Source organism: Streptomyces hundungensis, assembly GCF_003627815.1.
Taxonomy (GTDB): domain Bacteria; phylum Actinomycetota; class Actinomycetes; order Streptomycetales; family Streptomycetaceae; genus Streptomyces; species Streptomyces hundungensis_A.
Genome location: NZ_CP032698.1, coordinates 7,077,331 through 7,096,462 on the forward strand (window position 1 = coordinate 7,077,331; position 19,132 = coordinate 7,096,462).

The window sequence follows — 19,132 nt, forward strand, 5'->3', positions numbered from 1 at the left end:
CCGGAGGGTTGCGGGAAGGGGCGGGGTGGGGAAACCGCCCGCCGCAGGCGCCCAGCCCCCCGCAGTCGAGCACACGCACCACCACCACCGCACGATGGAGCACCCGTGACCGATCAGCACCCCGAGCCCGCCTTCGGCGACGACGCCCCGGCGCCCGCGGCGACCGGCACCGGCGGCGAGGGCCGGATCACCCCCGCCGACGCCGCCGACGCCGCCCGGCTCGTCGCCTTCGGCCTCCAGCCCAAACTGCTGCCGGCCCGCGACGCGGAGTACGCCGAACTGCTCCGCCGCCACCGCGAGGACCCCGCCTTCGCGCGGCTCGCCGACGCCGTCGCCGCGGGGCTCGGCCTGATCGTCCTGGAGGTGTCCCCCCGCGCCGGCATGGCCGTGACCGCCGCCGAGGACTCCGTCTTCGCCGTCCGCATGGGCGACTACGCCCGCCGCGCCGCCGCCCCCGACTCCGCCGACCGCTTCCTGCACGGCCTGGCCCATCTCGCCGTCGCCGCCCTCGCGTTCCCCCGCCCCGAGGACCTCGCCGACGACGGCTACATCGGCCGTATCACCGTCAACGGCGTGGACGCGTTCGTCCGGCAGGCCTGCCGCCGCCTCGAAGAGCGGGCCGAGGAGACCGGCGAGAACACCGACCCGGAGACCGGCGCCCCCGGCCTGGAGGCCGCCTGGCGGATCTACGCGCGGCGCAGCTCCACCGGCGCCACCAAGGACGCCCGCCGACTCGCCGGTTCCACCACCGGCATCGTCGCCAAGGCGGTCGCCTTCCTCACCGAATCCGGCTTCCTCCAGCGGACCGGGGACGACGCGGGCGGCGCCTACCGCACCACCGCCCGCTACCAGTTGCAGGTCCGCGACATGGCGGGCAGCGCCGCCCTCACCGAGCTGATCGAGCTCGGCGTGGTCGCGGTCACCGACGGCGGCGCCACCCTGCTGCCGCCGCCCGACGCCGACGACCTGGAACTGGTGGCCGACGCCGGACTGCCGTTCCACTCCTGACGCCGCCTCCCCCCTCCGCCCCCCACCACCACGAGAGTCCGCCGACATGTACGAGCTGTCCCGGGTCCGCCTCTACTCCATCGGGCCTGCCGGTGCGCGCTATGCCGACACCGTGCTTGACCTGCGGGGAGTCGGCGCGCCCGTGCCCAACCCGGCCCCCGCGCAGGCCGAGTTCTTCGAGGACGAGCCGGTCGGCCCGCCGCGCCGCCCCGCGCCCGCGGGCGTGCTCTTCCTGGAGAACGGCGGCGGCAAGTCCGTACTGCTGAAGCTGATCTTCTCGGTGATGCTGCCGGGCCACCGCAACACCCTGGGCGGCGCCAGCTCCGGCGTCCTGCGCAAATTCCTGCTCGCCGACGACTGCGGGCACGTCGCCTTGGAGTGGCAGCACACCCTGACCGGCGAACTCGTCGTGGTCGGCAAGGTCAGTGAGTGGCGCGGGCGCCAAGTCTCCAACGATCCAAGGAAGTTCGCCGAGGCCTGGTACTCCTTCCGGCCGGGCCCCGGCCTCAGCCTCGACTCGCTGCCGGTCGCCGAGTCCAGCGCGATGCGGCCGTCCGCCGAGGGCGCCTCGGGCGCCCAGGGCCGGCGCCGCACCATGAAGGGCTTCCGCGACGCCATCACCGAGGCGGCCAAGGTCTACCCCCATCTCGAGGTGTACTGGGAAGAGATCCACGACCGCTGGAACGAGCACCTCGGCGAGCTCGGTCTCGACCCCGAACTCTTCCGCTACCAGCGGGAGATGAACGCCGACGAGGGCGAGGCCGCCGGCCTGTTCGCGGTCAAGAAGGACTCCGACTTCACCGACCTGCTCCTGCGCGCCGTCACCGACACCCGCGACACCGACGGCCTCGCCGACCTGGTCAGCGGCTTCGGCAACAAGCTCGGCCGACGCGCCGAACTCACCGCGGAGCGCGACTTCACCGCCGGCTCGGTCGACCTCCTGAACCGCATCGTCGAAGCCGCCGACACCCGCGCCCGGGCCCGTGACGTCCACGCCGCGGCCGAACGGCGCACCCGCAGGCTCGCGCGCCGCCTCTCGGCCCGCGCCGCCGAAGAGCGCGGCCGCGCCGCCGACCTCGCCCACCAGGTCACCGCCGCCGCCCAGCACGTCACCCTCGCCGAGCAGGCCCGCGGCCGCAGCTCCCTGATCGCCTCCGAACTCGCCTACCGCCACGCCTCGTTGGCGCTCGCCGTCGCCGAGAAGGCCGCCGCCGCGCAGCGCCGCGAACTGGCCGACGCCCGTACGCTCCACTCCGCCTGGCAGGCCGCCGAGGCCGTCCTGCGCCACCGCGCCGCCGCCGACCGCTCGGCCCGCGTGGCCGCCGCCATCCAGGAGGCCGAACGCGACGCGGCCCCCGCCCTCGCCGCCCGCGCCAAGGCCGCCGCCGATCTCGTACGGGCCCTGCACACGGCCGCCGAGGACGGCGAGCGCCTCGCGGCCGAGGAGGAGGAGCGCTCCGCGGCCCTCCAGGAAGCGGGCGAGGCGGCGCACCGCGACGCCACGGCCGCCGCGACCGAGGCCCAGCGGGCCCGCAGCGAGGCCGGGCACCTGCGCCAGCGTCTGGCCGAGGTCGAGCAGGAGACCGCCGAGGCGGTCCGCGCGGGCTGGCTGGACGACAGCGCCCCGGACGCCGACCCGGCGCGCGCCGCGCTCGCCGCGAGCGACGCGGAGAAGAACGCGGTGGCCGGCTGGGACGCCGCCCGCGAAGCCGCCCGCACCGCCGCCGACCGGGCCCGTGAGGCCGCCTCCGTCGAGGCCCGCGCCGAACTGGCCGCGGCCCGCGCCGACGACGCCGCCCGCGCCGCCGGCCACGCCTACGACGCCGAACGCCGGGCCGCCGAGTCGCTCGCCGGGGAAGAGCGCCTGGCCGAACTGCTCGGCCTGCCCGCGGTCGGCGCCGCGGTGCCCGAGCCCCGCAAACCCGACGGCGAGAGCGGCCAAAGCCCGCTCACCGCCGAGGAGTTGGACCGTGCGGCGGAAGAGCTGCGCGAGCTCCTCGACCAGCGGGTGGCCTCTGCCGAACGCCAGCTGTTCGACCTGCGCACGGCGGCCGCCGACGACGCGCGCATCCTCGGCGCGCTCGGTGACGGCGGTCTCCTGCCGCCCAGCCCCGATGTGCTGGCCACCGTCGAATACCTCGGCGAGCACGGCATCCCGGCGCTGCCCGGCTGGCGCTACCTCGCACAGGCCGTCGCTCCCGCCGACCACGCCGCGGTGCTCGCGGCCCGCCCCGAACTCGTCGACGGCGTGGTCATCACCGACCCGGCCTCGCACGCCCGGGCCCGCGAGGCGCTCGCGAACGCCGCGCTGTTGCCGCGCTCCGCCGTGGCCGTCGGCACCACCGCCGCCCTGCTCGCGCCCGTTCCGGCCCCGGACTCGGGCACCGACAGCGGCATCTTCCTCGTGCCGCCGAACCCGGCGATGCACGACGAGCACGCCGCCGACGAGGAACGCCAGGCACTGCGCGGCCGGGCCACCGCCCGGGACGAGGAGATCCGGGCGCTGGCCGCCCGGCTCACCGGTGACCGCTCGCTGGCCGCCCGGATCGGATCCTGGCGCGCCGACTGCCCGCCCGGCATGCTCGCCGAACTCGCCACGGCCGCCCGTGCCACCCGTGAAGCCGCCGGTGAGGCCGCCCAGGTCCTGGACGAGGCCCGCACCGCGCGGGCCGAGGCGGACGAGGCGGCCGCCGAGACCGCGCGGGTACGCGAGGAGCGCCAAGAGGCCGCCCAGCGCGCCCGGCGCGCCGCCGACGCGCTCGCCGGCCTCGCCTTCCGGCTCCGCGAGCGGGCCGGCTGGCAGGTCAAGCTCCGTGAACTCGCCGACGAGGCCGCCGAGTCGGAGGCCCGCGCCCAGACGCTGCTGGAGCGCGCCAAGGCCGCCGACGAGGACCGCCGCGCCGCCCAGCGCGCCGCCGACGACGCCCACCGGACCTCCCGGGCGCTGCGCGCCGAGCGCGCCGAGATCGCGGGCGCCCCCGAGCACCTCCCCGAGCCCGAGGCCGACGCCCCGCGCACCTCGCTGCCCGCCCTGCGCGAGGCCTACCGCGCCGCGTCCCAGCTGTACGAGAAGGTCGGCGTCGGCGCCGACCTGCGCGCCGAGCAGGCCCGTGCCGAGAGCGACGAGAGCGCGGCGCTGGCCGAGCTCGACCGGCTCACCAACAAGGTGCGCACCCGCGCGGCCACCCTCCTCGAAGGCACCGACGGCGCGGACGGCCCCTCCCGGCAGGCGGCCGCCGCCCGCGCCGAATCGCTCGTGCAGATGTTGGAGACGCGGGCGTCCACGGCCAGTGAACAGCTCGGCCGGCTGCGCGGCGAGGCCGAACGCCTGGCCCCCGCCGACGGCGACGCGCACACCGAACTCCCCGACGGCCAGGTGCCCGCCGACGCCGAACAGGCCCAGGCCCTGCTGCGTACCGCGACGGCCGAACTCGCCGCGCGCACCGACGAGTTGGACGCCTCCCGGGCCGCGCACGCCCAACTGCTCACCGCCCACCGGGCCGCCGAGGACGGGGCGGGCGGCTTCGAGGAGACCGCGGCGCTCCTGCGCGACCTGCTGCGGGACAACGGCCAGGGCCCCGAGGAGGAGAGCGCGCCCGAGCCGTATCCGGGCACCTGGGAGGAGGCCCGCCAGGCCGCCGCCGAGACCCGGCGCGCCCTGCGCGGCTGCACCGGCGACCTGTCGGCCGCGGACTCCGCCGTGCGCGAGGCGAGCGACATCCTGGTGCGCCACGCCAACGCCACCCGCTACGAGCAGGTCCGCACCCCGGCCCGCCAGCAGATCCGCGAACTGCCCGCCGCCGCCCTGCCCGAGCACGCCGCCGCGTGGGCCGCCGCCTTCGAACCCCGGCTTCGCGTCCTGACCGACGAGCTGGAGCAGCTGGAGCGCAACCGCGACTCGATCGTCGACCGGCTGCGCGGCCTGGTGGAATCGGCGCTCACCACGCTGCGCTCCGCCCAGCGCCTGTCCCAGCTTCCCGAAGGCCTCGGCGAGTGGTCCGGCCAGGAGTTCCTGCGGGTCCGCTTCGACGAACCCGACCAGGCCACCCTCACCGAACGCCTCGGCGAGGTCATCGACGAGGCCACCCGCGCCGCCGTCAAGAAGAACTCCGATCTGCGCCGCGACGGCATGTCCCTGCTGCTGCGCGGAGTCCAGGCGGCCCTTGAGCCGCGCGGCATCTCCGTGGAGATCCTCAAGCCGGACGCGGTGCTGCGCGCCGAGCGCGTCCCCGTCGGACAGATGGGGGACGTGTTCTCAGGCGGCCAGCTGCTCACCGCCGCGATCGCCCTGTACTGCACGATGGCGGCGCTGCGCAGCAACGACCGGGGCCGCGACAAACACCGGCACGCCGGCACGCTCTTCCTCGACAACCCCATCGGCCGCGCGAACGCGACGTACCTCCTGGAGCTCCAGCGGGCCGTCTCCGATGCCCTCGGCGTCCAACTCCTCTACACCACGGGCCTGTTCGACACGACGGCGCTCGCCGAATTCCCCCTGGTGATCCGGTTGCGCAACGACGCGGACCTGAGGGCGGGCCTGAAGTACATCAGCGTCGAGGAGCATCTGCGCCCCGGCCTCCCCCAGCAGGAGACCACGGGCGAGACCGTGCACGGCGAGATCACCGCGACGCGCATGTTCAAGAGGCCCGCCTGATCGGCCGATTGGCAGCGCGAGGTGCCGCGCCGCGCCCTGGGCCGGCTCTCGGCTCCGGGCCGCGGGCGGCGCCCAGGCGAGTGGCGCAGCTCCGGGCCGCGACGCCGCCCAGGCGAGTGGCTCAGCTCCGGGCCGCTGCGGCGCCCCGGCGGCTCAGCTCCGGGTCGCTGCGGCGCCCCGGCGGCTCGGCTCCGGGTCGCTGCGGCGCCTGGCGGTCAGGCCCGGGACAGCCGCTGCCCCGAACCGTCCGTGGAGCGTATTCGCGCCGCACCCTGCGTGGTACGCGCCGCTCGGCGGGCCCGGCGCCGCTCCCGGCGCAACTTGCGCGCCGTGCTGCTCGGCATCGACACCACGCCGTTGCGCTGGTTCCACACCTGGCGGGTGACCCAGACGTCGAGCACGCCCCAGGTGGCGAGGACCGTGCTGCCGACGCTGCTCAGCACCATCGGGAAGGCCAGCCACGAACCGGCGAGCGTGGACAGGAAGGCGACCACCGCCTGCATCAGCGTGGCCGCGACGATGATCACGGCGCGGACGGCCGCCGTGCGGACCGGATCGGGCAACCGGGGCCGTACGGCCGGCTCTTCCACCCACAAGGGCCGCTGCTCAACGCTCATCCTTCATTCCTCCCCACCGGCGAAGGCTCGATGCCTCGCTCCCGCCGCGGGCCGCGCGCCGTCCGCGCCCGCTCCGACCGGACCCGCTCCCCGCCACGCGTACCCCGCTCGTCCCACACCACCCGTACGGACAGACGAACGGAACTCCCGGAAGATTCCCGGGATTTGGCCGGAAGGAGCACTTCCAGCCATCTGCCGGAAGGGTCGAAAAGCCGCCATGACGGGTGACCTCGGCTTCGGGCCGGGGTGCCATCTCCCGGAATACCGGGACAACTCATGATCACCGCCTCCGACAGCGGCCGAAAATCGTCCGGACGTGCCTTCGAGTTGTCTGTGCGTCGGTAGTAGGCTCACGCCGTTTGTTGACGGTTGATCTGGGGGAGGCCATGCGCTTTCGCGGGAAGTCCATCCGCAGGAAGATCGTGGCGTTGCTGCTGGTGCCGCTCGTCTCCCTCACCGCGCTGTGGGGGTTCTCCACCTACCTCACCGGCCGCCAGGCCGGCGGCCTGATGGACGTGGCGCACATCGTCAAAAAGGTCGGCTACCCCATCGAGGACACCGTCCGCGTCCTCCAGCAGGAGCGCCGCCAGACCCTGGTCTACCTCGCCGACCAGCGACCGTCCGACGCGCTCGCCTCGCTGCGCGGCCGCCGCGCCGCCACCGACGCCGCGCTCGCCAGGATCCGCGCCGCCGCCCACAACCCGAACGTCCGCGACGACCTCAAGCCCGCCGCGAAGGAACGCCTCAAGACCGTGCTCGACGGCTTCGACTCGCTGCCGGGACTGCGCCAGTCCGTCGAGCAGGGTACCGTCGACCGGCCCCAGGCGCTGGACTTCTACAACCGGCTCATCGACCCCTGCTACGGCTTCCTCACCAATCTCCACGCCCTGGAGAACGTGGAGATGGACAAGCAGGGCCGCGCCCTGGTCGGCATCACCCGGGCCCGCGAGATGCTCTCGCGCGAGGACGCCCTCGTCGCCTCCTCCCTGATCACCCCGAGGACGACCGCCCCCGAACTGCGCCGGATATCCGACCTGGTGGCCAACCGGCGACTGCTCTACGAAACCGACCTGGAGAACCTCCCCCGGGCCGAACGCGACCGCTTCGAGCAGTACTGGAGCGGCCCCGACACCGAAGCGCTGCGCACCGCCGAGGCCGCCCTCCTCGACGCCGGGCCCGCCAAGGACCGGCACATCGACGCCACCCGCTGGCAGCAGGCCGCGACCCCGGTGCTCGACCGCCTCGCCCAGATGGGAACCCAGGCCGGCAACCGCTACCAGGACCGGGTCGAGCCGGTCGCCTTCAACGTCGTGATGAAGGCGGTCCTCGCCGGAGTGCTCGGTCTGCTCGCCCTGCTGGTCTCCCTGTTCATGTCCGTACGCATCGGACGCGAACTGGTCCGCGACCTCACCCGGCTCCGCAAGGAGGCCCACGAGGCCTCCGGGGTGCGCCTGCCGAGCGTGATGCGGCGCCTGGCCGCCGGCGAACAGGTCGACGTGGAGACCGAGGCGCCGCGCCTCGACTACGAACGCGACGAGGTCGGCCAGGTGGGCCAGGCCCTCAACACCCTGCAACGCGCCGCCGTCGAGGCCGCCGTCAAACAGGCCGACATGCGCCGCGGCGTCTCCGAGGTCTTCGTGAACCTCGCCCGCCGCAACCAGGTGCTCCTGCACCGCCAGTTGACGCTCCTCGACGCCATGGAGCGGCGCACCGAGGACACCGACGAACTCGCCGACCTGTTCCGCCTCGACCACCTGACCACCCGTATGCGCCGACACGCCGAGGGCCTGGTGATCCTGTCCGGCGCCGCCGCCTCCCGCCAGTGGCGCAAGCCCGTCCAGCTCATGGACGTCGTACGCGCCGCGGTCGCCGAGGTCGAGGACTACGAGCGCATCGAGGTGCGCAGGCTGCCCCGGCTCGGCGTCGGCGGACCCGCCGTCGCCGACCTCACCCATCTGATCGCCGAACTCCTGGAGAACGCCACGGTGTTCTCGCCTCCGCACACCGCGGTCCAGGTGCACGGCGAGCGGGTCGCCAACGGTTTCACCCTGGAGATCCACGACCGCGGCCTCGGCATGGCCCCGGAGATCCTCCTCGACGCCAACCTGCGTCTCGCCGAGACCCCCGAGTTCGAGCTCTCCGACACCGACCGCCTCGGCCTGTTCGTGGTCAGCCGCCTCGCCCAGCGCCAGAACGTCCGCGTCTCGCTCCAGCCGTCCCCCTACGGCGGCACCACCGCCGTCGTGTTCATCCCGGCCACCCTGCTCACCGACGCGCCCGAGACGGAGGGCACCGGCTTCCGGCTCGACCGCAAGGCCGCCCAAGCCGCCCAGGGCGACGGCAGGAGCGTCCCGGACGCCCCGCGCCGTGCGCTGTCGCCGCTGCCCGTGGGCATCCCCGGCCAGTCGGTCCTGGACGGCCCCGTCGAACTGGAGCCGTCCATCGACCCGTTGGGCTTCGACGAGCCCTCCGTGTTCGAGGCGCCGGTGGGACGCGAGGGCATCGAGGCGGGGCGCAGTGGGCTGCTCCGCTCGGCGCGCCGGGCCGCCGGGTCCCCGGACGAACGCCAGCAACACGCGCAGGCCGCCGACGAGGGCGAGGACCACGAGCCGCTGCCCCTGCCCCGCCGGCTGCGGGTGCCGACGCTGGTCAGCGACAACGGCCGGCGCGTCGACGGCCACGGGCGCGGCCACCCGGCGTCCGAGCCCGAACCGGCCCCCCAGGAGCCCCGGGCCTTCGAGAGCCGGCTGCCCGAACGCCGCGCTTCCCAGCCGCCGCGTCCCGGCGACTCCCGGGCCGAGCCTTCGGCCCCGCAGCCCCTGCGCCCCGCACCGCGCCCCTCGGGGCTGACGCCGGTGCGGCCCGCCGGTCTCGCCGAGCCGTCCGGGTCGGGCCCCGCCAACCCGGCGGACCTGCCGGGCGCGCCCAGCTCGGCGCCGTCCTGGGGCAGCCTGCCCGAAGCGCCGCCCGAGGGCGGTGCGCCGCTCGGCAGGCGTCTGGGGGCGAGCCCCGACGGCGAGGCACAGCTCGGCGGGCTTCCCCGCCGGGTCCGCCAGGCGAGCCTGGCCCCCCAGCTCAAGGCCGCCGAGGGCCACCACGCCGCGTCCGCGACCGACGAAGGACCCGATCCGGAGCGCGACGCCGACGAGGTGCGCGACAGGATGGCCTCGCTCCAGCGCGGCTGGCAGCGCGGCCGCAGGTACAACGACGCTTCGGACACCGCGGAAGGACCATCCGCGCCGGCCCGGGGCGACACCGCACGACGAACCACACCGGAGGGGGACGGTCGATGACCGCGCCACAAGACTCAGCCGCAGCACGCAACGCCACCGGGAGCGGTTCCGGCGAACTCAACTGGCTCCTCGACGAGTTGGTCGACCGCGTCGGCTCCATCCGCAAGGCCCTGGTGCTCTCCAGCGACGGCCTCGCCACCGGCACCTCGCGCGATCTGACCCGCGAGGACGGTGAGCACCTGGCGGCCGTCGCCTCGGGTTTCCACAGCCTCGCCAAGGGCGTCGGCCGCCACTTCGAGGCGGGCAAGGTCCGCCAGACCGTCGTGGAACTCGACGACGCCTTCCTCTTCGTGACGGCCGCCGGTGACGGCAGCTGTCTGGCCGTCCTGTCCGACGCCGACTCCGACGTCGGACAGGTCGCCTATGAGATGACCCTGATGGTCAAGCGGGTCGGCGTCCATCTGACCACCGCACCACGGACCGGCCTGCGCACCGGAGGGTGAGGGGGCGCGCCATGAGCGGGGGACACGATGAGTGACCCGGACCAGCGGGCCGAGGACCAGGTGAGGGACGCCTCGGGGGTGGCCGCCCCGGGCCGGCCGCACCACTGGTTCGACGACGACGCCGGCCCGGTGGTGCGTCCGTACGCCATGACCCGGGGCCGTACCACCAGCGTCGGCCAGCACCGGCTCGACCTGATCGCCGTGGTCGTCCCGGAACCCGCCGCCGACGACCCGGGCCGCGACCAGACGCTCTCACCGGAGCACGTGGAGATCGTCGAACGCTGCGGTGACTCGCCGCAGTCGATCGCCGAGCTCGCGGCCGGGCTCGACCTCCCCGTCGGGGTGGTCCGGGTCCTGGTCGGCGACCTGGTCGCCGACGCCCTGGTGCACGTAACCCGACCCGTTCCGCCGGCCGAGCTGCCGGACGAGTCCCTTCTCCGCGAGGTGATCAATGGCCTTCGGGCGCTCTAGCCGCAGGAAGCGGCACGTCGATCCGGTGACGCTCAAGATCCTCGTCGCCGGCGGCTTCGGCGTCGGCAAGACCACGTTGGTCGGCGCGGTGAGCGAGATCCGGCCCCTGCGCACCGAGGAACGGCTCAGCGAGGCGGGCCGCCCGATCGACGACCTGGCCGGTGTGGAGGGCAAGAACACCACCACCGTGGCCATGGACTTCGGGCGCATCACGCTCCGCGAGGACCTGGTGCTCTACCTCTTCGGCACCCCCGGCCAGGACCGGTTCTGGTTCCTGTGGGACGAACTCGCCCAGGGAGCGCTCGGGGCCGTCGTCCTCGCCGACACCCGCCGTCTTGAGGACTGCTTCGCCGGCATCGACTACTTCGAACGGCGCGGCATCCCGTTCACCGTCGCGGTCAACTGCTTCGACGAAGCGGCCCGTTACCCCGCCGACACGGTACGCGCGGCCCTCGACCTCGACCCCGAGGTGCCGCTGCTCATGTGTGACGCGCGGGTGCGCGAGTCCGTCAAGGAGATCCTCGTCGGGGTGGTCGAGCACGCCATGGAGATGTCGGCCAAGTCCCGCCAGCCCGCGACGACGTGAGCCCGTGCGCGTGACGCGGCCCGTACCTCCGCCGACCGGGGTACGGGCCGCGCGTGCGCGAGGGCTACCGGTCGCCCTCTTCGTGCCAGTCCAGACTGCGCTCCACCGCCTTGCGCCAGCGGGCGTACTCGCGTTCACGGACCGGGCCCGCCATGCGCGGCGACCACTGCGCGTCGCGCCGCCAGTGCGCGGCCAGTTCGTCGAGGCCCGACCAGACACCGGTGGCGAGCCCCGCGGCGTAGGCCGCTCCCAGACAGGTCGTCTCGGACACCTCGGGGCGAATGACGGGGACGCCGAGCACATCGGCCTGATGCTGCATCAGAAGGTTGTTGACGGTCATCCCGCCGTCCACCTTCAGCGTCGTGATGGGCACGCCCGAGTCCTGGAACATGGCGTCGACGACCTCACGGGTCTGCCAGCTCGTCGCCTCCAGGACGGCGCGCGCCAGATGCGCCTTCGTCACGTAGCGGGTAAGGCCCGTGATGACGCCCCGCGCGTCGGAACGCCAGTAGGGCGCGAAGAGCCCCGAGAAGGCGGGCACGATGTACGCCCCGCCGTTGTCATCGACGCTCGCCGCCAGGGATTCGATCTCATCGGCACTGCGAATGATGCCGAGCTGGTCGCGGAACCACTGCACCAGCGCGCCGGTGATCGCGATCGAGCCCTCAAGGCAGTAGACCGGCGGCTGCTCCCCGATCCGGTAACCGACCGTGGTGATCAGCCCGTTCTTCGAAGGGACCGGCGTGGTGCCGGTGTTGAGGAGCAGGAAACTCCCCGTGCCGTACGTGTTCTTCGCGCTCCCCGTCTCGAAGCAGGCCTGTCCGAAGACCGCCGCCTGCTGGTCGCCGAGCGCGGAGGCGACGGGCACACCCGCCACCTGGCCGACGGCGGTCCCGTACACCTCCGCCGATGAGCGGATCTCGGGGAGCATCGCCCGGGGCACGTTCATCGCGGCGAGGATCCCGGGGTCCCACTCCAGGGTCGTCAGGTCCATCAGCAGGGTGCGGGAGGCGTTGGTGACGTCGGTGACGTGGATGCCGCCGGACGTGCCGCCCGTCAGGTTCCAGATGAGCCAGGAGTCGATGGTTCCGAACGCGATCTCACCGCGTTCGGCGCGGGTGCGCAGCCCGGGCACGTTGTCGAGCAGCCAGGCCGCCTTGGGCCCGGAGAAGTAGCTGGCCAGCGGCAGACCGGTCACGTCGCGGAACCGGTCCTGCCCGTGGTCGCCGCCCAGTTCGTGGCAGAGCGCGGAGGTCCGGGTGTCCTGCCAGACGATCGCGTTGTGCACGGGCTTGCCGGTCGCCCGGTCCCACAGCACGGTCGTCTCGCGCTGGTTGGTGATGCCGAGCGCGCTGAGCTGCCCGGCGCGCAGCCCGGCCCTGGCGAGCGCGCCCGCCACCACGGCCTGCACCTTGGACCAGATCTCGGCGGCGTCGTGCTCCACCCAGCCGGGCTTGGGGAAGATCTGCCGGTGCTCCCGCTGGTCGACGGCGACGATCGCCCCGTCCTGGTTGAAAATGATGCAGCGGCTGGAGGTGGTGCCCTGGTCGATGGAGGCGACGAACCTGTCCGTCATGGCTACCCCTGGTTCTCTGGCCGCGGTCGAGCGAGGCCGCGGGGTGGACGGGGCCACCCAGCGCCCCACCCGGCGATACCGAGAGACAACGGGCAGTTTTCACCGGCCATGACGGGTCGTCAAGGTCGTGCACACGCTCGGGTCAGCGCACCGCCACCACCGCCGAGCCGTGCCCGAACAGGCCCTGGTTCGCGGTGATCCCCACCCGTGCCCCTTCGACCTGACGGGCTCCGCAGACGCCCCTCAACTGCCAGGTCAGTTCGCATACTTGGGCGATGGCCTGGGCGGGCACGGCCTCCCCGAACGACGCCAGGCCGCCACTGGTGTTGACCGGGATCCGGCCCGTCAGCGAGGTCATCCCGTCCCTGACGAGCTTGGCCCCCTCGCCGGGTCCGCACAGCCCGAGGTCCTCGTACCACTGGAGTTCCAGGGCGGTGGACAGGTCGTACACCTCGGCCAGCGACACCTCCTCGGGCCCGATGCCCGCCTCCTCGTAGGCGGCCCGGGCGATGGAGGCACGGAACGAGTGCGGCGAGGGCGCGACGGTGGCCGCCGAGTCGGTCGCGATGTCGGGGAGGTCCAGGACCGTGCGGGGGAAGGTGGGGGTGACGGTGGAGACCGCGCGGATCCGGACCGGGTCGCCGGCGCCGTGCCGGCGTGCGAAGTCCATGCTGGTCAGGACCAGGGCCGCGGCGCCGTCCGAGGTGGCGCAGATGTCGAGCAGGCGCAGCGGGTCGGCGACCACCGCGGAGGCGGCGACCTCCTCGATGGTGACGGCCTTGCGGTAGCGGGCGTTCGGATTGAGCGCGCCCAGGGCCGCGTTCTTCACCTTGACGCGGGCGAAGTCGTCGACGGTGTCGCCGTGCAGGGCCATCCGGCGCCTGGCGTACAGGCCGAAGTAGGCCGGGTTGGTGGCGCCCAGCACCCGGAACCGCAGCCAGTCCGGGTCGTCGGGCCGCTCGCCCCCGGCCGGCGCGAAGAACCCCTTCGGCGCGGCATCGGCGCCCACGACCAGCACCACGTCCGCCAGACCCGCCAGGATCTGCGCCCGGGCCGCGCCGATGGCCTGGGCCCCGGAGGCACAGGCCGCGTACACGCTGGTCACCCGGGCGCCCTGCCAGCCGAGCGCCCGCGCGAAGGTCGCGCCCGCCACATGGCCCGGATAGCCGCCGCGCACGGTGTCCGCGCCCACCACCGCCTGGACGTCGCGCCAGTCGACGCCGGCGTCGGCGAGCGCGGCCCGGGCCGCTACGGTCCCGTACTCGACGAAACTCCGTCCCCACTTGCCCCACGGGTGCATTCCCGCACCCAGGACCGCGATGTCCGCGCTCACGCCGCCACCCCCACGGGCCGCCAGTGCCAGGTCGTCCACGTGGTCCCGGCGTCCTCGTCGAGCACCCCCGCCACCACCTCGACCTCCATCCCGACCGCCAGATCGGTGACGCCGACCCCGGGGGCCGCCTGCCCGAGCACCACCATGTGCTCGGCCGCCAGCTCGACGGCGACAAGCACATAGGGTTCCCATTCCGCATGGGGGTCGGACACATAGGGGGCGGGCGGGCGGTAGCGCGCGTCGGTGTACGACCACACACGGCCCCGCCGGGACAGCGGCACCTCCGTCAGTTCGCCGCCCGCGCATCCCGGGTTGCGGCAGAAGGCGTCCTCGCGCGGAAAGAAGACGGTGGAGCAGGCGGCGCAGCGGGTGCCGAGCAGTCGGAAGTCCTGCCCCTGGGCGTCCGTGAACCAGCCCGCGACCACTGGTGTGCGTGAGCGTGCGTCTGTCAAGGCCCCTCCCGGCACTCACATCTGACGGAACGTCAGAAGTGTGCCATGGGCAACCGGAGTTGGGGAGGGGCGGTCGCGGGCGGGCCCCCGGCTCAGCGGTTTTCGGCGAGCCACTTCGCGGCGATCTCCCCGAGCTCGCGGTCGCGCCCGGCCAGCATCATCGCGATCATCTGCCGGTCCCCGCGCAGCGACCAGGCGGGGTGCCCGAAGGTGGCGGGGTTGTTCTTCTCGATGAACCAGTGCGCGGGCCAGGCGGTCCCGTATCCGATGAGCGGCAGCGCGAGGGCGTACCGCCCCCGCCCGCGTGCGAGTCCGTACGCGGTGAGCGCGAGCCCGGTGAGGGTGCCCGTGAGATGGACCCACCGGGTGGCGGCCCGCGAGTGCATCGCCACGTAGTAGGGCCAGAACTCCTCGTACGAATCGAACGTCGGCTTCGTCGTGTGCGTCATACGGCAGAACCTATGCGCTGTGCGGAGAACCGGATACGGCTCCTTCGCGTCCAGGAAGACAGAGCGGGCGCCCGGGACCCACGGGGGTGGCCCCGGCCGCCCGCTCGTACCCGGATCACGGCCTCAAGTGGAATACGGCCCGCAAGACGTCCGCGCCGAACATGCCAGGGCGAGCGGCGAAACCGGAATGCGGCGCCGGGCTCAGTGTCCGGCCACCGACCGCCAGGCCACCGGGAAGTCGAAGTAGGTGTCCGGGAAGGGCTCCGGCCGGTAGGTGAAGTGCCACCACTCCTCCGGCAGATTGGCGAAACCCTCCGCCGCGAGCGTGCTCTTGAGGAGCTGCCTGTTCGCCCGCTGGGCGCCCTGGATCCGGGGATCGTCGGTGTGCGCCAACGTGTCGAAGCAGTCGAACCCCGTGCCCATGTCGACGGAGTTGTCGGGGAACCGCTCGCCCTTCGGCGCGTAGCAGGGTACGAGCCGCTGCCCCGGGTGGTACGGCCGGGTGGGCAGCGCGGGCAGCCGCACGATCGTCACATCCATCGTGCTGCCCCGGCTGTGCCCCGACTTCTCGGCGATGTAACCGTCCGCGAACAGCCTCGACTTGTCGACCCGGGGATAGAACTCCGCCTTCATCCGCTCGTCGTCCAAATCTTTCGCCCAGCGCACGAAGTGATCGACCGCGCGCTGCGGCCGGTAGCAGTCGTACACCTTCAGCGAATACCCCTGGCGCAACAGCTTCACCTGCGCGTGGTGCAGGGCCTCGGCGGTCGGCCGGGTCAGGATGCACAGCGGCTGCCGGTAGCCGTCGATCGGCTCGCCCACGAAGTCGTGCGGGGTGCGATAGCGCATCTCCTGAAGGATGGACGGGTCGACGGAACGCAGCGCCACGAACTCCTCGGGCGCCTTGGGCTCGGGCGTCGCCCGCGCGGCGGGGGAGAGGGCCGTCACGGTGAGCAGCGCGGCAGCGGCGGCCATCAGACCGCGCACGGCCCGCCGCGATCGTGAGGCCGGGCGGTGGAAGGCGGCGCCTCGCGGGCGTCGCGAGGGCGCGCCTCGCCCTTCGGTGCGTCGTGTCATGTGCACACCCTCTATCAGGTCAACTGGCGGATGGGGAAGGGCATTCGATCCCGGACAAGCCACTCGGCGGGGGCGAGAGGTCGGTTAGAGTCCGCGCGTGAGCGCCCCCTCGAACCAGCCCGTCCCGGACTCCCACTGCGCCGCGTGCGGAGCACCGTTCGCCGCACCCGCCGAGGTTACGTCCCGCACCTGCGCCGACTGCGGCACCACCGCCTACCGCAACCCGCTGCCGGTCGCCGTCGCGCTGCTGCCCGTCATCGACGCCCACGGCACCGGGCTCGTCGTGATCACCCGCGCCATCGCGCCGCGGCGGGGCGACCTCGCCCTGCCCGGCGGTTTCATCGACCTCGGCGAGAGCTGGCAGGACGCCGTCGTCCGCGAACTCGGCGAGGAGACCGGCATCGAGGCCACGGCGGCCGAGGTACGCCTCGCGGACGCGCTGAGCTCCCCCCAACACCTGCTCCTGTTCGGCCTGTTGCCCGCGCGGCCGGCCGCCGAGCTGCCGCCCTCGGTGCCGACGGACGAGACGGAGGGCTGGGAACTGCTGCGGGAACCGGCCGAGTTGGCCTTCCCCCTGCACACGGAGGCGGTCCGCAGATGGTTCGCGGGGGAGTACCGCGCCGGGCCCGCGCCGCTCGCCTGATCGAGCACCGCCCTGGGCGCGATGCCGGCTCAGCGCGCCTCGCCCCGCACCCGCACCGGGTGTCCGACCTCGCAGTCCGGACCTCCGTCGGCCCGCTCCACCACCACCCGGCCGTTCTCGACCCGGGTCGAGAACCGCTCGACCCGCGCCTGCTCCCAGCCGTCCCCCGCGTCCCGCAACACGATCCCGCCCCCGGTACGCCCGGTGGCCGGCGCCCACACCTCAAGCTCCAGGCCGCCGTCCGCACCCCGCACCGGGATCACCGAGCCCGCCCGGGCGAGGACGGGGATACGGGCCGGCGGAGCGTCGAGCAGCACCTGACCCGGCCCCTCGTGGGCCTGCCCGGTCGCGGTGTCGTACCAGCGTCCCCGTGGCAGCCGCACCGCGCGGCGGTCGGCGCCGTGCTCCAGGACCGGCGCCACCAGCAGCGCGTCCCCGAGCAGGAAGGAGTCCTCGCAGTCCCGCAGCGCCCGGTCGCCCGGCGCGCTCCACCACAGCGGCCGCACATAGGGCGCCCCGGTCAGCCGCGCCAACTGGGCCAGCGTCATGAAGTATGGGTGCAGCCGCTGCCGTTCGAGCAGCGCCGCCCGCGCGGCTTCGAGCACCTCGGGACCGAACTCCCAGGGCTCGCGCCTACCCGCCCACTTGGCGGCGTGCGTACGGAACAGAGGCAGCCAGGCGCCGAGTTGGAACCAGCGCAGATACAGCTCGGGGGAGGGGCTTCCGGTGAAGCCGCCCACGTCGGGACCCGAGTAGGGCACCCCGCACAGGCCGAGGCCCAGAACCAGGGAGAGCGAGGCGCGCAGCCCCGGCCAGCCCGTCGCCACATCGCCCGACCAGGTGCCGCCGTAGCGCTGCATCCCGGCCCACCCGGAGCGCGAGAACAGGAAGGGCCGCTCGTCGGGCCGCAGCCGACGCAGCCCCTCGTACCCCGCGCGGGCCATGCAGAGGCCGTAGACGTTGTGTCCCTCGCGGTGGTCGCCGCCGTGGCCGTCCAGGTCGTGCCGGGCGGATCGGGGCAGCGTCCGGTCCCCGAACGGAGCGAAGGACACCGGTTCGTTCATGTCGTGCCACACCCCCGCGAACCCCTGGTCGAGCCGCTCCCGGTAGAGCGCGCCCCACCAGGCGCGGGCCCGCGGGTCCGTGAAGTCCGGAAAGGCGCACTCCCCGGGCCACACCTCCCCGCGCACCTCGCGCCCGTCGGCGTCCTTGACGAAGGCCCCGGCGGCGCGCCCGCTCTCGTACACCGCGCCGCCGGGTTCCGCCCGGACGCCGGGGTCCACGATCGAGACCAGGCGCACCCCGTCCTCGGCGAGGTCCTTCGCCAGCCGCGGCACATCGGGAAAAGCGGCCCGGTCGACGGTGAAGACCTGGTGGGCGTCGTAGTGATCGATGTCCAAATGCAGTGCGGCCAGCGGCAGGCCGCGCCCGGTGTACCCGCCGACGATCCGCCGCACCTCGCGCTCGGTGCCGAAACCCCAGCGGGCGTGCTGGGGGCCGAGCGCCCACGACGGGGGCAGGGCGGGGGCGCCGGTCAGCGCCGACCAGCCCTGGAGCACCCGCGAGGGGGTGCCCGCCATCACCCAGCAGCGCAGGGGCCCGCCCTCCATGCGCAGCTCGCTCGCGCCCGGACGGTCGTGCCCGGACCCGGCGCCCTCCTCGCCCTCGCGCAGCACCACCCGGCCGTCCCAGGTGTTGTCGTAGAACGCGAGGTGGGTGCCCGCGTCCGCGACGACCAGCTGCACCGGCATCGTGATGTACAGCGGGTCGTCGCCCGGCCCGAAGCCGCCGCCCGGATCGGTGTTCCACAGCCGGTACGTGCCGTCCCGCAACCGGGGCCCGTTCGCCCGCCCGCCCAGGCCGAAGAACCGTGCGTCGGCGGGGACTTCGGAGCGTTGCAGCCATCGCCCCGGACCACCGCCGACCGGCTCCCACCAGCGCGGTGGCAGCTCCCGGCGCAGCACCACGCCTCCCGGCGTGCACACCTGCACCGCGCCGTACCGCGAGACGTTCACGGTCAGCCGCTCCGACACGACGCGCCAGCCGCCGTCCTTGTCCGGCTCCAGGACCGCCCTGGGATCCGGCCCCGGCGGCCGGCCGTGCACGGCGTACGACGGTTCGGGACCCGCCCCGTCCCAGCTCCAGAACACCGCGCCACCCGCCGCGACCCGCACCTCCAGCTCGGCGCGCGCGAAGCGCACCACGCCGCCGCCCGGCCTCGGCTCGGCCTCGGTCACCGTCCCCGGCACCCGGGCCCGCTCCGGCCCGCGCGCCGGCAGGGCCCGTGCGTCCGCCCGGCGCCGCCGCAGGGCCGCGCGCAGGGCCCGCAGTCCTCGCAGCGAACCGGCCGCCCGCACCGAGCGCATCAGGTCATCGCCGTTCATGCAGCTCACCCTGCCACTCGGACGGCCCTGTGCGAGGTTCGTTCAACTGCCGTTCACCTGTGGTGGCGCCATATGTCCAGGCATCCGACTATGGGCGGCACACCCTGGTGCGGGAGACGATCACATGGCATCGTCCCTCTGAGCCG

Annotated in this window: 13 protein-coding genes and 1 pseudogene; 7 read left to right on the forward strand and 7 right to left on the reverse strand. The window is 74.0% G+C overall.

Going from position 1 to position 19,132, the window contains the following annotated elements:
• Positions 1–105: 105 nt before the first annotated feature.
• Together DWB77_RS31460 and DWB77_RS31465 are read left to right on the forward strand one after the other, a co-directional pair.
• A complete protein-coding gene (locus DWB77_RS31460; protein WP_120725354.1) occupies positions 106–1,008 on the forward strand; it encodes a hypothetical protein in 903 nt (300 codons plus the stop codon).
• 46 nt (positions 1,009–1,054) lie between these two features.
• Complete coding sequence (locus DWB77_RS31465) at positions 1,055–5,662, forward strand: hypothetical protein (protein ID WP_120725356.1); 4,608 nt, start codon at positions 1,055–1,057, stop codon at positions 5,660–5,662.
• Positions 5,663–5,877: 215 nt separating this feature from the next.
• Here the strand turns inward: DWB77_RS31465 and DWB77_RS31470 are convergent.
• Positions 5,878–6,264: pseudogene (locus DWB77_RS31470) on the reverse strand (hypothetical protein); the annotation flags it as partial.
• A 401-nt stretch (positions 6,265–6,665) separates the two neighbouring features.
• On the opposite strand from DWB77_RS31470, the gene DWB77_RS31475 reads away from it, so the two are divergent.
• From DWB77_RS31475 to DWB77_RS31490, 4 genes are read left to right on the forward strand one after another with little or no spacing between them, the layout of a single operon-like run.
• A complete protein-coding gene (locus DWB77_RS31475) occupies positions 6,666–9,572 on the forward strand; it encodes a nitrate- and nitrite sensing domain-containing protein (RefSeq protein ID WP_120725360.1) in 2,907 nt (968 codons plus the stop codon).
• Complete coding sequence (locus DWB77_RS31480) at positions 9,569–10,015, forward strand: roadblock/LC7 domain-containing protein (protein ID WP_120725362.1); 447 nt, start codon at positions 9,569–9,571, stop codon at positions 10,013–10,015. Before DWB77_RS31475 ends, DWB77_RS31480 begins: the two co-directional genes overlap by 4 nt.
• 27 nt (positions 10,016–10,042) lie before the next feature.
• Positions 10,043–10,486 carry a DUF742 domain-containing protein gene (locus DWB77_RS31485; protein ID WP_246033693.1) on the forward strand — a complete coding sequence of 148 codons (444 nt, stop codon included), beginning with the start codon at positions 10,043–10,045 and terminating at the stop codon, positions 10,484–10,486.
• Positions 10,467–11,072 (forward strand): GTP-binding protein, encoded by a 606-nt coding sequence (locus tag DWB77_RS31490; protein WP_120725364.1) that lies wholly within the window; start codon positions 10,467–10,469, stop codon positions 11,070–11,072. Before DWB77_RS31485 ends, DWB77_RS31490 begins: the two co-directional genes overlap by 20 nt.
• Positions 11,073–11,136: 64 nt before the next feature.
• On the opposite strand, the gene glpK is transcribed toward DWB77_RS31490, so the two are convergent.
• The 5 genes from glpK to DWB77_RS31515 form a co-directional block, all read right to left on the reverse strand.
• Complete coding sequence (glpK, locus tag DWB77_RS31495; protein WP_120725366.1) at positions 11,137–12,648, reverse strand: glycerol kinase GlpK; 1,512 nt, start codon at positions 12,646–12,648, stop codon at positions 11,137–11,139.
• Between the two features lie 142 nt (positions 12,649–12,790).
• A complete protein-coding gene (locus DWB77_RS31500) occupies positions 12,791–13,981 on the reverse strand; it encodes a lipid-transfer protein (RefSeq protein ID WP_120728465.1) in 1,191 nt (396 codons plus the stop codon).
• The gene (locus DWB77_RS31505; RefSeq protein WP_120725368.1) at positions 13,978–14,406 is read right to left on the reverse strand and encodes a Zn-ribbon domain-containing OB-fold protein; all 429 of its coding nucleotides are present in this window, start codon (positions 14,404–14,406) and stop codon (positions 13,978–13,980) included. The genes DWB77_RS31500 and DWB77_RS31505 overlap by 4 nt, the downstream gene beginning before the upstream one ends.
• Before the next feature lie 119 nt (positions 14,407–14,525).
• Positions 14,526–14,882 (reverse strand): DUF962 domain-containing protein, encoded by a 357-nt coding sequence (locus DWB77_RS31510; RefSeq protein ID WP_120725370.1) that lies wholly within the window; start codon positions 14,880–14,882, stop codon positions 14,526–14,528.
• A gap of 201 nt (positions 14,883–15,083) precedes the next feature.
• Positions 15,084–15,857 carry a M15 family metallopeptidase gene (locus DWB77_RS31515; RefSeq protein ID WP_246033939.1) on the reverse strand — a complete coding sequence of 258 codons (774 nt, stop codon included), beginning with the start codon at positions 15,855–15,857 and terminating at the stop codon, positions 15,084–15,086.
• 199 nt (positions 15,858–16,056) lie between these two features.
• Here DWB77_RS31515 and DWB77_RS31520 point away from each other — a divergent pair, with 199 nt between their 5' ends.
• On the forward strand, positions 16,057–16,602 hold the full coding sequence (locus tag DWB77_RS31520) for an NUDIX domain-containing protein (RefSeq protein WP_120725374.1): 546 nt from the start codon (positions 16,057–16,059) through the stop codon (positions 16,600–16,602).
• Positions 16,603–16,631: 29 nt separating this feature from the next.
• On the opposite strand, the gene DWB77_RS31525 is transcribed toward DWB77_RS31520, so the two are convergent.
• Positions 16,632–18,986, reverse strand: coding sequence for a glycoside hydrolase family 31 protein (locus DWB77_RS31525; protein ID WP_120725376.1), 2,355 nt, complete (start codon positions 18,984–18,986; stop codon positions 16,632–16,634).
• Between the last annotated feature and the right edge of the window lie 146 nt (positions 18,987–19,132).

Coding starts and splice junctions, on each gene's coding strand:
- DWB77_RS31480 (WP_120725362.1), top strand. CDS start 9,569: ATGACCGCGCCACAAGACTCAGCCGCAGCACGCAACGCCACCGGGAGC.
- DWB77_RS31490 (WP_120725364.1), top strand. CDS start 10,467: ATGGCCTTCGGGCGCTCTAGCCGCAGGAAGCGGCACGTCGATCCGGTG.
- DWB77_RS31485 (WP_246033693.1), top strand. CDS start 10,043: ATGAGTGACCCGGACCAGCGGGCCGAGGACCAGGTGAGGGACGCCTCG.
- glpK (WP_120725366.1), bottom strand. CDS start 12,648: ATGACGGACAGGTTCGTCGCCTCCATCGACCAGGGCACCACCTCCAGC.
- DWB77_RS31525 (WP_120725376.1), bottom strand. CDS start 18,986: ATGAACGGCGATGACCTGATGCGCTCGGTGCGGGCGGCCGGTTCGCTG.
- DWB77_RS31515 (WP_246033939.1), bottom strand. CDS start 15,857: ATGGCCGCCGCTGCCGCGCTGCTCACCGTGACGGCCCTCTCCCCCGCC.
- DWB77_RS31465 (WP_120725356.1), top strand. CDS start 1,055: ATGTACGAGCTGTCCCGGGTCCGCCTCTACTCCATCGGGCCTGCCGGT.
- DWB77_RS31475 (WP_120725360.1), top strand. CDS start 6,666: ATGCGCTTTCGCGGGAAGTCCATCCGCAGGAAGATCGTGGCGTTGCTG.
- DWB77_RS31510 (WP_120725370.1), bottom strand. CDS start 14,882: ATGACGCACACGACGAAGCCGACGTTCGATTCGTACGAGGAGTTCTGG.